Annotated in this window: 11 protein-coding genes and 1 pseudogene; 6 read left to right on the top strand and 6 right to left on the bottom strand. The window is 45.6% G+C overall.

From position 1 onward, the window contains the following. Positions 1–39: 39 nt before the first annotated feature. The 3 genes from ACUN27_RS19080 to ACUN27_RS19070 form a co-directional block, all read right to left on the bottom strand. Complete coding sequence (locus ACUN27_RS19080) at positions 40–1,842, bottom strand: ABC transporter ATP-binding protein (RefSeq protein WP_445560646.1); 1,803 nt, start codon at positions 1,840–1,842, stop codon at positions 40–42. A 31-nt stretch (positions 1,843–1,873) separates the two neighbouring features. Continuing rightward, positions 1,874–3,622, bottom strand: a complete 1,749-nt coding sequence (locus tag ACUN27_RS19075) for an ABC transporter ATP-binding protein (protein ID WP_445559425.1) — start codon at positions 3,620–3,622, stop codon at positions 1,874–1,876. A gap of 198 nt (positions 3,623–3,820) precedes the next feature. Continuing rightward, a complete protein-coding gene (locus ACUN27_RS19070) occupies positions 3,821–4,396 on the bottom strand; it encodes a CBO0543 family protein (protein WP_445559424.1) in 576 nt (191 codons plus the stop codon). Between the two features lie 161 nt (positions 4,397–4,557). On the opposite strand from ACUN27_RS19070, the gene ACUN27_RS19065 reads away from it, so the two are divergent. Further along, on the top strand, positions 4,558–4,860 hold the full coding sequence (locus ACUN27_RS19065) for a hypothetical protein (protein WP_315950232.1): 303 nt from the start codon (positions 4,558–4,560) through the stop codon (positions 4,858–4,860). A 15-nt stretch (positions 4,861–4,875) separates the two neighbouring features. Further along, positions 4,876–5,334, top strand: coding sequence for a hypothetical protein (locus tag ACUN27_RS19060; RefSeq protein WP_315950233.1), 459 nt, complete (start codon positions 4,876–4,878; stop codon positions 5,332–5,334). A gap of 74 nt (positions 5,335–5,408) precedes the next feature. Here ACUN27_RS19060 and ACUN27_RS19055 read toward each other — a convergent pair whose 3' ends face one another. Then, positions 5,409–6,287, bottom strand: coding sequence for a LysR family transcriptional regulator (locus tag ACUN27_RS19055; protein ID WP_127457218.1), 879 nt, complete (start codon positions 6,285–6,287; stop codon positions 5,409–5,411). Positions 6,288–6,421: 134 nt separating this feature from the next. On the opposite strand from ACUN27_RS19055, the gene zwf reads away from it, so the two are divergent. The 4 genes from zwf (at position 6,422) to ACUN27_RS19035 (ending at position 12,528) form a co-directional block, all read left to right on the top strand. Further along, entirely contained in the window at positions 6,422–7,945 is a 1,524-nt protein-coding gene (gene zwf, locus ACUN27_RS19050) for a glucose-6-phosphate dehydrogenase (protein ID WP_445559423.1), read from the top strand. 46 nt (positions 7,946–7,991) lie between these two features. Then, positions 7,992–9,341 carry a glucose-6-phosphate isomerase gene (locus ACUN27_RS19045; RefSeq protein ID WP_315950235.1) on the top strand — a complete coding sequence of 450 codons (1,350 nt, stop codon included), beginning with the start codon at positions 7,992–7,994 and terminating at the stop codon, positions 9,339–9,341. A 15-nt stretch (positions 9,342–9,356) separates the two neighbouring features. Next, entirely contained in the window at positions 9,357–10,775 is a 1,419-nt protein-coding gene (gndA, locus tag ACUN27_RS19040) for an NADP-dependent phosphogluconate dehydrogenase (RefSeq protein ID WP_445559422.1), read from the top strand. A 121-nt stretch (positions 10,776–10,896) separates the two neighbouring features. Continuing rightward, positions 10,897–12,528, top strand: coding sequence for a hypothetical protein (locus ACUN27_RS19035; protein ID WP_445559421.1), 1,632 nt, complete (start codon positions 10,897–10,899; stop codon positions 12,526–12,528). A 57-nt stretch (positions 12,529–12,585) separates the two neighbouring features. Here the strand turns inward: ACUN27_RS19035 and ACUN27_RS19030 are convergent, their stop codons facing one another. Then, entirely contained in the window at positions 12,586–13,119 is a 534-nt protein-coding gene (locus ACUN27_RS19030; RefSeq protein ID WP_445559420.1) for an ABC transporter permease, read from the bottom strand. Between the two features lies 1 nt (position 13,120). Continuing rightward, positions 13,121–13,270, bottom strand: a pseudogene (locus tag ACUN27_RS19025) (ABC transporter permease); the annotation flags it as partial. Positions 13,271–13,306: the final 36 nt, after the last annotated feature.

Genomic DNA, 13,306 nt, shown 5'->3' with positions numbered 1-13,306 from the left:
CCCAGGCATGCTAAAAAGCATTCTGGGGCTGTAGTGTATCTATTCCGCTGTACTTTCGAGATTTTTAAACTGATTGGAGAACATCCTGGAATACGTGCCATCTTGGCCCATCAATACGTTATGACTGCCTTGCTCGGCGATCTCGCCACGATCAATAACCATAATCGTATCCGCATCCCGAATTGTATTCAATCGATGTGCAATAATGAAACTCGTGCGGCCTTTCATAATGGAGAGGAGAGCTTCCTGAATATGCAATTCCGTGCGCGTATCAATGCTGCTCGTCGCCTCGTCCAGAATGAGAATAGAGGGATCTGCCAGGATAACGCGCGCAATCGCAAGCAATTGCCGCTGCCCTTGGCTTAAATTCCCGCCGTTCTCGGAGAGCGGGGTATCGTAACGCTTCGGCAGCCGGCTAATGAAGGCATCTGCATTCGCGAGCTTAGCAGCAGCAACCACTTCAGCATCGCTGGCATCGGGCTTGCTGTATTTGATGTTCTCCTTAATGGTGCCGGAGAACAGATACGTATCCTGCAGCACGATGCCGAAGCTGCGGCGGAGACTGTCCCGCGTATAGGATTTGATATCTCTTCCGTCAATCAAGATCGTGCCGCTCGTGGCGTCATAGAACCGGGTCACTAAATTGACAATCGTCGTCTTGCCTGCGCCTGTCGGTCCGACGAGTGCAAGGCTGCTGCCAGCCGGCGCATCAAAGCTGACTTGATTGATGATCGGCATATCCGGCCGATAGCCGAAGGTGACGCCCTGGAAAGTGACGTGCCCGACGGGTTTTACCAGTTCGATAGCGCCTGGCTCATCTTCAACTTCTTCCGCTTCATCCAAAACTTCAAAAGCACGTTCTGCCCCTGCAACACCCGACTGCAGCACGTTGTAGGTGTTCGCGATCTCGTTAAGCGGCCTCACGAATTGGCGCGAATAGCTCAGGAAGCTGGCAATAACGCCGACGGTGATGTGACCTTTGACGGCTAGAATACCGCCGACAATCGCAACGGCGGAGAAGCCGATATTATTGATAACGCTGAGGAGAGGCATCAAAAAACCGGACCAGATTTGAGCTTTTAGCCCAACCTCATAAAGCTTTTCGTTCACGTTATTAAATTCATCGATAGCTTTCTTCTCACGGTTAAAGGCTTTAACAACAAGAAGTCCGGAAATCGTTTCCTCAATGTGACCATTCAGCTTACCGAGCTGTGCCTGTTGTCCCTTGAATAACACGCTCGTTCGCTTGGTAATGGTTTTGGCGAGCAAGAACACGAGAGGCACGGTAATGAGACTCGCCAGGGTCAGGGTGGGGCTTAGTATCAACATCATCACTAACGATCCAACGATGGCTATTGATCCTGACATCAGCTGGGTAGTGGACTGTGAGATTGAGTTGCTCACGTTGTCAATATCATTCGATAGCCGACTCATGATATCCCCGTGAGAGCGTCCGTCGAAGAAAGCAAGAGGCAGCTTTTGCAGCTTCGCAAACATCGTTTGCCGAAGTCGCTTTACTACGCGCTGTGCCAGACCAGCCATGACCCAGCTCTGCAGGAAGGTAAGCCCGCCATCAGCGATGTACGTAGAGATGAGAACGATCAGCGTCACATCAAGGACGCTATAGTTAACTTGGCCTACTGCCATTGCGTCAACGGCTACACCAATGAGATAAGGGCCGGCTAGGGTTAAGGCGGAGTCGGCAATAATGAACAGAAAGACGATCGTCAGCCATTTTCGTTCGGTGCCTAAATAGGACCATAGACGGCGTAGGGTGCCTTTGAAATTTTTCGGCTTCACGGCAGGAGCGCGGCCTCCACGACCAATCGGCCCCGTGATCATCGGGACGTCAGGGGCTGATTGACGCGACCCTTCATTCGGCTTTGACATGATGAGGCAGCTCCTTTCCGAATTGAGATTGGAAAATTTCCACGTAGACGCGGCAGCTCTTCATCAGCATCTCGTGTGTGCCGATGCCAACAATTTCGCCGTCGTCCATCACTATGATTTTATCAGCATCCATCACTGAGGTAATCCGCTGCGCAATGAGTAAACAGGTGACACCAGATGCGAAAGATTTGAGAGATTCTTTAATGTTTGTCTCCGTTGTCGTGTCCAGGGCGCTTGTACAATCGTCAAGAATCAGCACATCCGGTTTGCGAACGAGCGCACGGGCAATCGACAATCGTTGTTTCTGGCCGCCAGACAAGTTCACGCCGCGTTGACCAAGCATCGTTTCATAACCCTCGGGAAACGAAGTAATAAAGCCATGTGCTTCCGCCATTTTGGCAGCTTGTATGATCTCGTCAAGTGTTGCGTGCTCATTGCCCCAGCGCAGATTCTCTTCAATCGTTCCGCTAAACAATATAGATTTCTGCGGTACAATGGCAATCTGATCACGCAGCTTAGCCGGGTCAAGCTTCCCAATGTCTACACCATCAACACGGATCGTACCTGCGCTCGTATCATAGAATCGGGGGATAAGGCTCACGAGACTGCTTTTCCCCGACCCGGTAGATCCGATGATACCAATTGTTTCACCCGGTAGGCACGTGAAGCTGATATTTTTCAACACAGGATCTCCAGAAGCACCTTCGTAGGCAAACGAAACGTTTTCAAAATCAATCTGGCATCCCTGACGCCCGGTTGGCAGAGCAGCAGCGACTTCCCATGTCATGGTATTGACCTGATCGAAAACTTCGCCGATTCGATTGGCGGAAGCTTTTGCTCGCACGAATAAGTTGAAAACCATGGAAATCGTCATCAGCGCAAACAAAATTTGTGTCATGTAATTGACGAATGCGACGATATGTCCGACTTGCATTTGACTGTTATTCACGCGCCAGGCCCCCAGCCATAGCACGGCAGCGATCCCGAAATTGACACTGAGCAGGATAGAGGGGTTAAAAATAGCCAGCAGCCTCGTCACCTTTATGGATTTATTCTGATATTCAATATTGGCTTGTTGAAACTTACCCGTCTCGTGATCGAAACGATTAAAAGCTTTGACGACGCGTACGCCGGATAGATACTCTCGCATAACCCGATTGACGCTGTCCAGCGCCTTTTGCACGCCTACAAACCGAGAAAATCCCACTTTCAAGTTCAACGCAACGAGCACGCCGACGATCGGGACAACGATGAGCAATACGACAGACAAATTAGGGTTGAGTCGCACGGCCATAATGAGACTCCCGATGCATAGAAGGGGAGCTTTAACAAAAATGCGCATAAGTCCATTTACAAAGTTTTGCACCTGCGTGATATCATTCGTTAATCGCGTAATTAAGGACGCGCGCTCGAATTGCTCGATGTTCGCGAACGAAAGCGATTGGATTTTTTCGAATAAATCCCGTCTTAACTCCGTGCCGAATTTCTGTGAAACATGGCTTGCCACAATATTGCGCATCGAGGCTGCGACAGCCCCGAACGCGGTGATGATCAGCATCAATCCGCCCATACGGAGCACATAATCCAGTCGTTTCTCCGCAACGCCCACGTCCAAGATGTGGGACATAATCGTCGGTTGCAGCAAATCCGCGAGCGCTTCCAACGTCACGAAAAAGACAGCAACCAGAAATAGCTTCCAGTGCTTACTGACATAAATCTTCATAAAACCCATCGTGTACACTCCTTTTTCCGTGGTCAGCCCCTCACTTGAACATTACTCCGATTTTGGTGTATTGTCATCCTAGGTATTTGTTAAAACTGGAAAAAAGGCGGTTTTATTCTTCTCTATTAGAAAAAAGTGCCGTATACAAGCTGCGAAAAAAAGACTCTAAACCCTCGATCAGCACAAGGGGATAGAGCCTTTCTTTTACTAGGCATTTCTAGAGTTTCTTTGAAAATGGAGAAACAAATCCGTTATCAACTTGGCAAGGATGGTAACCAGGAAGTATAGCAGAAATAAATAAAAGTAATTCATTCTGCCGTACAGATGAAACAAATCAACAGTTGATAACAATGGTTTAAAAACGAAAGCGAAGATTGCACACATCAGTGCACCAAATAAATAGTAATTTTTCTTATGATTCAGCGTCCACTGATATAGCAGCATAAGCACAACCGGATTAAAAGAAGCATCCATCGTAATGCTTGTTGGCAAATAAGGAATGATTTTATATGGAAATCCCCAAATATTATTCCTTTCACCATACAGATGAATATAGGTAGCCATGACATGTACGCTGAAACCGTAGAATCCAATTTGCAGCGCCTTCTTTCGGTCTAGAACGAACCAGAGAATGACCAGGGGAATAACGAACATAGCCAGATTGGCCCAGAATTCCCATGTCTGGGCGTTGGAATATTGTACCCAATAATCGATCCAAGAGTTGGAAAGCGACTTCTCTTTATTTAATAATTCCTCGTACACATGCTGTTGCTCTGGTGTCATAGAAGATCTCCCTGCATGTCTTTTTGTTATTATGCGCATTTCACACGATTTTACACGGGATGAATGGAAAATTTAGCTTTTTAGTATCGATACCACCCCCTGAAATCGACAAAATACGACGAATTGTTTAAAAGCTATGCATAATTAAGGAGTGAATCAAGATGGCGAATACATACAAACGCTTCATTCAAAATCAACTCGAAAAAGCGAAATCTACCGCTTCCGAATTCATTACTTCAAGAAGTGAAGAGCAAGAAGAAGACACAATCGAACTTAGTCCGCAAGCTTATGATGAGCTTAGAGCAATCGCCGATATGCAGAATACGACCGTACAGGAAATCGTCAATAGCATCATTGCCCAATACCTGGAAAGCTCCCCCTATGAATTAACCCACATTTCGGTGGATCAAAAGGAAGATAACCCGTTATTGTATTTGGATGGGATATGCAAATTAGAGGATTAGGAGTGCTGACGACATATGGATAACCACATGAATATACAGGATGCCATTTTCCTGGATGGAACAGCTTTAGCCGCGTTTATGAATCCTGAAGATCCCAGTTATGCGAAAGCTCGTTCTTTGTTTTTAGATCTGCATGATCTGGAACGTAATTACGTGACAACCAATTCGATTATCTTTGATCTGCACGAATGGCTGCGCAATGCCTACAGCTATCAGCGGGCCGAATATTTTCTGAGTGCAATCGATAAGGCTGTGAGTAAAGGCAAGCTGACTGTAATCTCCAGCAGTCCTGAATTCGAAGGGGAATCGCGTAGATTATTGCTCGACAGGCCCGAACTGCGGTTCTCCTTAAGTGAAGCATTCACTGCGGTGACTATGTCCTATTACCAAGTGAAACGTATCTTTACGTTTAATCGCAATTTCATGATGCTTGTTAATTTGGATAAAAACTTTCGAATTATACCATCTAACTAAAAAATTTCAGCAAAAAAGAGGCAGTCCCAGAGTCATTTAATGACCGAGGGAGAGCCTCTTTTTTTATTTAAATTCTATTGAACCAACTCTATGAACCTTCTTGCTGAAATGGAAAGAGGCATGTTGCGCATCGTCATAATACCTACATGCGTAGGCGGCAGCTTCACATCCAATTGAATTTCGAAGAGGGAACCTTCTTCCAGCTCTTTCGAAATAAATTCCTTCGTCACGTAAGAGATGCCAAGTCCTTTCCGTGCAAACTCGATGAGAAGCTCTACGCTGCCGACCTCGATTTCAGGCTTGAGCTTATAGCCGTAGCTTTGGAATAATTCCGTAATAGCCATTCGTGCCCGGCTGTTGCGCGAGAATAGAATGACGGGGTATTGCAGCAGCATTTCCAGGGATAAAGTCTCGCCTTTCAGCTGTTCGTAACGCGGCCCCGCTACAAAGCAATCCTTAAGCTGAATGCTTTCCCGTACTTCAAGCTGGGCATCAACAATAGGCATACGAACAACGCCCAAATCAATCCTGCCTTCTTTAAGAAAAGAGATGATTTCCGGTGTAGTACCATGATTCAAGTGCAGCTTAATACCTGGGTGATTCTGATGGAATTCTTCCAAATACGGAAGTAAATAATGTTTGAAGAGAGAGTCGCTTCCGCCGATCCGCAGCTCGCCACTGTCCAGATTTTTAAGCGCCGCCATCTTCTCCTCAGCTCTCGAAATGAAGTTCTGCGACTGCTCGATGTAGGAATAAAGAATCGCACCTTCTTGCGTTAAAGCAACACCTTTGGAATTCCTGTAAAACAAAGCGAGACCAAAGCTGTCTTCCAGCTGTTTGATGGCGTGGCTCACGCTTGGTTGGGTGATATACAGGGCTTTGGCCGCCTGTGTTAAACTGCCTGTTTTCGCTGCCCAATAAAAAACTTTGTACAATTCGTAATTATTTATCATAGATCAGGTCTATATCTCCTCTGAAATATAATGATTTCTTTTATAGGTGGTAATTATATTATAGTGGAGTTACGAAAAAGAAACCAGAACTGCTGAATGACTGAGGGAGTTCTGTTGGAAGGAGAAGAGAAAAAATGGAGCCTACTACATTTGTCTTATTTGGAGCGACAGGGGATTTGGCAAAAAGAAAGATTTACCCTGCACTGTATAATTTGTTTGTCGATAATAAACTACCGGAATCTTTCTCTTTAATTGGTCTTGGAAGAAGAGAGTTTTCCGATGAAGCCTTCCAGGCGAATGTTGAACAATCTATCCATACTTTCTCCAGGCGTAAAGCAAACAATCCTGAATTATTGAAAAACTTCTTACGTACATTCCGTTACAGTGTACTTGACATAGACCGTAAAGAAGATTATCAGAAGCTGCTGCAGCTCATTGAACAACGGGAAGAAGAACTCCGCATTTTACCGAATCGCATGTTTTACTTATCCGTAGGACCTGAATATTTTGAAACAATTGCTGCGAATATCAAGGAAAGCGGTCTGGGTTCTGCAGATGGTTGGAAACGCCTAGTAATAGAGAAACCGTTTGGCCATGATTTGCAATCCGCTCGGGATTTAAATCAACAGTTAAGCAAAGCTTTTGCCGAAAATGAAATTTATCGTATTGATCATTATCTTGGCAAACCTATGGTGCAGAAACTCGAGGTTATTCAGCAGTCCAATCCCGTCCTTCACGCGATATGGGCGAATAATTACATTGCGAACGTTCAGATTACGGCAAACGAAACCGTTGGTGTTGAAGAAAGAGCAGGTTATTACGATCATGTTGGCGCGGTAAGAGACATGTTCCAAAACCATATGCTGCAATTGCTAATGATGCTTACCATGCACCTGCCTAATGTCAGCAACTCCGAGTTGGTGCGGTTTAAGAAGAAAAAAGTGATGGAAAACCTCGAACCGCTGCTTAAACAGGATGTTGACGCCAATGTGATCCGCGGGCAATACAAAGAAGGTTCGATTGGAGGCAAGCAAGTCGTAGGTTATACTTCGGAGCCAGGGATTGCCAGCACATCCATGAACGATACATTTATTGCCGCTAAATTGCAGATCGACGATTTCTTCTGGCGGGGCGTTCCGATTTATATCCGGACAGGAAAAAGAATGCATGAGAAATCAACACGGATCGTCATTGAATTTAAAGAGCCGAATACGAATCTGACTCAACATCATGATGAAAGCCAAGTGCCTAATCTATTGGTATTTGAAATTAGTCCAAATGAAAGTATTACGCTGCAATTAAATTCGAAAGATCCTTCCAAGAACGGGAAATACAAACCTATTCAAATCGACTTTCACGAAAGTCAAGAGGATGTTCCCGAAGCTTATGAAAACTTGATCTATGATGCCTTGCAAGGAGATCCTACGTTCTTTGCGCATTGGGACGAAGTCGAATTGGCTTGGGCTTGGGTTCAACCGATCCTGGATGCTTTCCAAGAAAATCTAGTCCCGCTTCATCTTTATGCCGCGGGCACGAATGGCCCCGCTGAATCCGATGCCTTATTGGCGGCGAATGGCCATCATTGGTGGTTTGATTCCAAAAATGAGCAAGAAAATAAACCAAGTGAAGAAAAATATTTTGCCCATCATACAAACTAAATTACGATTTATTCCCTGCATGCAGGTCTAAAAGGAGAGGTTCCAGATGGCTATTTCATTTAATTATTCCAGCGCATTACCGTTTATCCAGCAGCATGAAGTTGATTATTTCGGTGAATTTGTGAAAGTGGCGCATGACATGCTTCATGAGAAGAAAGGTCCTGGCTCTGATTATCTGGGTTGGGTGAATCTGCCGCTTCAATACGATAAAGAAGAGTTTGCAAGAATCAAAGAGGCGGCGCAGCGCATTCGTTCCAATTCCGATGCTTTGATCGTTATTGGTATTGGTGGCTCCTATTTGGGAGCAAGATCCGCGATCGAAGCGTTGTCTCACACTTTTCATAATCAAATGGATGGAAATACGCAAGTCTATTTTGCCGGTCAAAATATCAGCTCGACGTATATCACGCACTTATTAGAACTGCTTAAAGATAAGGATATTTCTTTGAATGTCATCTCTAAATCAGGCACAACGACGGAACCGGCTATCGCATTCCGCATCCTGCGAGATTATATGGAGAAAAAGTATGGGAAGGATGAAGCGAAAAAACGCATCTATGCCACTACTGACGCTTCTAAAGGTGCTTTGAAAAAGCTGGCGGATGAAGAAGGCTATGAAACCTTTGTCATTCCTGACGATGTCGGTGGTCGCTATTCCGTACTTACTGCGGTAGGTCTTCTGCCGATTGCTGCAGCTGGGCTCGACATTGATCAAATGATGGCTGGAGCCGCGGCGGCAGCACAGAAATATAATAATGCCGATCTGTCCACCAATGAAAGCTATCAATATGCAGCGGTTCGAAATGCCCTTTACCGTAAAGGGAAAAACATTGAGCTGTTGGCCAACTTTGAGCCGTCCTTACATTATGTTTCTGAATGGTGGAAGCAGTTGTTCGGCGAGAGTGAGGGCAAAGACCAGAAAGGGCTATATCCCGCATCCGTCGATTTCACAACTGATTTGCACTCCATGGGGCAATATGTCCAAGAAGGCCGTCGCGATCTGATCGAAACGGTGCTTTCAGTGAAGAAGCCGAGAGTCGAGTTGACGATTGAAAAGGACTCCGCCAATTTGGATGGTTTGAACTTTATTGCGGGCATGACAATGGACGAAGTGAACAAGAAGGCGGCGGAAGGCACACGACTTGCCCATGTTGACGGAGGCGTTCCTAATCTGATTGTTGAATTGGATGCACTGAATGAATATACGTATGGCGAAATGGTCTACTTTTTTGAGAAAGCATGCGGAATCAGCGGCTTGCTGCTTGGGGTGAACCCGTTTGATCAGCCTGGCGTTGAGGCATACAAAATCAATATGTTTGCTCTGCTAGGCAAACCTGGTTTTGAAGCGCAGAAAGCCGAACTACAAAAACGTATTGCTGCAACAGAGCAGAACTAAGAGGAGGAAATTACGATGAGTAAACAGCAAATTGGCGTAGTTGGATTGGCCGTTATGGGGAAAAACTTGGCTTTGAATATCGAAAGCAAAGGTTTCTCAGTTGCTTTATATAACCGTTCACCAGAGAAAACGAATGAACTTTTGGAGGAAACGCCTGGAAAGAACTTTGTAGGTACTTACAGCGCTGAAGAATTCGTACAATCCCTTGAATCGCCGCGTAAAATTTTAATTATGGTTAAAGCAGGCCAACCTACGGATGATACCATCAATTCTTTGATCCCTTACTTAAGCCCAGGTGATATCCTCATCGATGGCGGTAACGCATATTTCCCGGATACACAGCGGAGAAATAAAGAACTTCAAGCCAAAGGATTCCGCTTTATCGGTGCAGGTGTTTCGGGCGGTGAAGAAGGAGCTCTGAATGGACCTTCGATTATGCCGGGTGGACAAAAAGATGCGTACGAACTAGTCGAGCCAATCTTGACGGCTATTTCGGCCAAAGTCAATGGAGATGCATGTTCCACCTATATTGGAGCAGACGGCGCTGGGCATTATGTTAAAATGGTTCATAACGGCATTGAGTACGGCGATATGCAGCTTATCGGCGAAGCGTATCACTTATTAAAGGATGTATTGAACTTAAGTACTAGCGAATTGCATGATATTTTCACGGAATGGAACAATGGTGAGCTCGATAGTTATTTGATCGAAATCACAGCTGATATTTTTGCGAAAAAAGATCCGGAAACAGGCAAACCGATGGTGGATGTGATCCTCGATTCGGCTGGACAAAAAGGAACTGGTAAATGGACAAGCCAAAGCTCGTTGGATTTGGGTGTGCCATTATCCATTATTACTGAATCCGTGTTCGCCCGTTTTATCTCAGCAATGAAAGAAGAGCGCGTAGCTGCAAGTAAACGTCTGAATGGCCCTGCGGCGTCAAGTTATGATGGGGATCCGAAAGAATTCATTGAGGCTGTGCGCAAAGCACTGTACACAAGCAAAATCGCTTCATATGCGCAAGGTTTTGCTCAAATGAGAGCCGCTTCTGACGCCTATGGTTGGGACTTGAACTACGGAAACATTGCGATGATCTTCCGCGGCGGTTGTATTATCCGCGCAAGATTCTTACAAAATATCAAAGATGCTTATGATCGTGACCCTGCATTGAAAAACTTGTTCCTTGACGAATACTTCGGCAAAATCGTAGATAATTACCAAGATGCTTGGAGAAAAGTCGTTTCGGTAGCTGTGACAAGAGGGATTCCGGTTCCTGCTTTTGCTTCCGCGTTAGCCTACTATGATAGCTATCGCACAGAGAGACTGCCTGCTAACTTATTACAAGCACAAAGGGATTATTTTGGAGCCCATACGTTTGAACGTGTAGATAAAAAAGGCAGCTTCCATTTTCAATGGATGGAAACCAACGAATAAATCGCTTAGTCGTGTGTAAGAAGAAGCCGCATAATTGCGGCTTCTTTTATTTGCGCAACAATCGGATAGGTACTTACGTCTAATAAGCTGTTAGACTAACACAAAGATGAGGAGTTTTGGATTGAGAAACCGTACTTTATGGAAGTTGTTTACTGTTGTGCCGTTTCTGGCGGCCATGCTCTTGATCGGAATGATACATATGGTGATGCTGGCAAGAGAACAGGTGATGCCGTTCGCAGAACCTTATGGACGAGCGACATTATTACCTGAACTCGCTTCCCAAGCAGGTCCTGTTCAAATGACCAGTCCCAAAACATTTGCCTACCGTTCAGGAAATGAACTGATCTATGTGAAGATCGACAATGAGGGGCGGAGCAGCTCCGTGGTGCGATCTGTGCCAGACTCGGAGTTTTTTCAATCCTATCGTCTTATTGGTGAGGGAAAAGCCGTTTGGATCGGCGCAAACAACAAGCTGTACACGAGTGAATGGAAAAATGGGAACTGGTCCCCGAAAAAATTGCTGACTGAAACCGAAATGAATGGCGTTCAGGCCATACAGGGGGGAACGGGGAAAAGTGTACTTCTCACGTATAACGATGAGGCGCTCTTTGTGGGTATATCGTCTGGAGATGATGCACCAAATTGGATAAAGTTGAACGCTAGCGGAATTAAACAGGTACAAGGTTTTATGGATAAAAACGGCATGCTATCCGCTGTTTATGCGACTAGTAGGGAAGGGAACACCGCCCTGCACGTTGTCAAGTTGGATACCGAATCCGGGAAAACGGTCGTCATGGAGAAGCTCAAAGATTTGGAGCTGGTTAACAGGTATTTGGAGGATTATACGTTGTATGCAGACAACTCTTTACTCAGGGTCGCCTATACGATCAGCTCAGCTAAGTCAGGCAAAAGTAGTTTACAGATGCTCACTTTTCCTTGGGATAAGCCTACGGACCTGCAAGATGAGCGAATAGATCTTCCAAGTTCTGAGACCAGTGATTCAGATACGATCTTACAGCCTATATTCTCTGAAACGGATTCTGGCGAAGCTACACTGGTCGTTTCATCCGTTTATGAGAAAAATAGGCGCATGAGCAGCCAAGAAGTGTATCAATTAAGCTTTCATGAAACGCAGTTGGAATCATCAACAAAAATCAGCCAATTCGGCGGATTCGCTCAATATCCGAACCTCGCGCAAGAGCCGGATGCTCGAATTGCTGTTTGGCTTGATCCGGTGAACGAAGCGTCTTACCGCGTTTACTATGCGACAGATCAACAGCCTTACCAGGAGAGGATGAACCGGCTAACAGCAGATGACTTGCGAACAGCTGCTGAGAATCTTCCGCTGCTATGGGGGATCAGTCTCGTAACGTGGTTTCTAAGCCTGAAGTGGATCTTCTTACCAGGGATCTATCTGCTGGTGCTCAGCGCTTTTTGGCAGCATCAATATGATTCCCGCCAGCGGCTGCATTTTTTCATATCACTTGCCATGTATATCGTAGTTAAGGCGCTATTTATTCAAGATTACCGAAAAGCTGTGGCGCTTCAAGTTATGCCCGAAGCCTTACAGCCAATCTTGGTTTACTTATGTATGCTGATTATTACGGCTTTACTTGCTTATGTAAGTACGCGGCAATGGAGAAAAGGGTTAAATGATCGTAATATTGGTTTGGAATTGTTTTATTTTGTGCTTCTCGATGTCTTTATGACAAATTTATGGTATTCCTATTTTATGTCACCTGCAACTTTCTAACGATGAATAAGGCTGCCACGTAATGGAGTGGCAGCCTTGCTGTTTTAACCTTATCTGTTAAGTCCTGCGCATATACGCAATTACCGTAATAGGTGCAAAGAAGGCCACAATGACAATCGCTCCGATGAGCGAGATGGTGAGATCCCAGCCGACAGTGCCTGTGTTGGCAAGTTCTCTTACGGCGGAAACGAGGTGAGAGATCGGATTGATTTTAACAAACCATTGAAGCCAACCTGGCATGGTATCCACAGGAACGAATGCATTCGAAAGAAACGTAAGAGGGAAGAGAACAAGCATCGATATCCCTTGAACGCTTGAGGCTGTTCGGGCAATTAAGCCGAAGAAGGCGAAGATCCAGCTAATAGCCCAAGAGCAGAAGATGACAAGAAGCGAAGCGATCGCCACGTGTCCCAAACCAACTTTCAGGACGATAGCCCATGAGATACCCCATTGAAAAGGTGAGAACTGTAGTAATAATATACCGGATAGTGTCTGCCAAGAGTGCTCCTGCCAAAGGCGCAATCCTGGCGATAGGCAGTGACTTGAATCGGTCGAATACGCCTTTATCCATATCTTCTCGCAGCTGGACACCTGTGACGATGGAGGTCGTGATAACGCTCTGGACGAGGATGCCAGGAATAATGATGGGCAAATAGCTCACTACGTCGCCCGAGATGGCACCGCCGAAGACGTAAGTGAACATGAGCGTGAAAATAATGGGCTGTAGCGTGACATCGAACAATTGTTCTGGCGTGCGCCGAATCTTCAGAAGTCCTCG

Source organism: Paenibacillus sp. WC2504, assembly GCF_052682475.1.
This window is presented reverse-complemented; position numbering and strand designations above follow the sequence as displayed.

Bases quoted from the DNA above. Each gene is read 5' to 3' on its own strand.
- gndA (WP_445559422.1), top strand. From the start codon at position 9,357: ATGAGTAAACAGCAAATTGGCGTAGTTGGATTGGCCGTTATGGGGAAA.
- ACUN27_RS19080 (WP_445560646.1), bottom strand. From the start codon at position 1,842: ATGATCACGGGGCCGATTGGTCGTGGAGGCCGCGCTCCTGCCGTGAAG.
- zwf (WP_445559423.1), top strand. From the start codon at position 6,422: ATGGAGCCTACTACATTTGTCTTATTTGGAGCGACAGGGGATTTGGCA.
- ACUN27_RS19065 (WP_315950232.1), top strand. From the start codon at position 4,558: ATGGCGAATACATACAAACGCTTCATTCAAAATCAACTCGAAAAAGCG.
- ACUN27_RS19075 (WP_445559425.1), bottom strand. From the start codon at position 3,622: ATGGGTTTTATGAAGATTTATGTCAGTAAGCACTGGAAGCTATTTCTG.
- ACUN27_RS19045 (WP_315950235.1), top strand. From the start codon at position 7,992: ATGGCTATTTCATTTAATTATTCCAGCGCATTACCGTTTATCCAGCAG.
- ACUN27_RS19055 (WP_127457218.1), bottom strand. From the start codon at position 6,287: ATGATAAATAATTACGAATTGTACAAAGTTTTTTATTGGGCAGCGAAA.
- ACUN27_RS19070 (WP_445559424.1), bottom strand. From the start codon at position 4,396: ATGACACCAGAGCAACAGCATGTGTACGAGGAATTATTAAATAAAGAG.
- ACUN27_RS19060 (WP_315950233.1), top strand. From the start codon at position 4,876: ATGGATAACCACATGAATATACAGGATGCCATTTTCCTGGATGGAACA.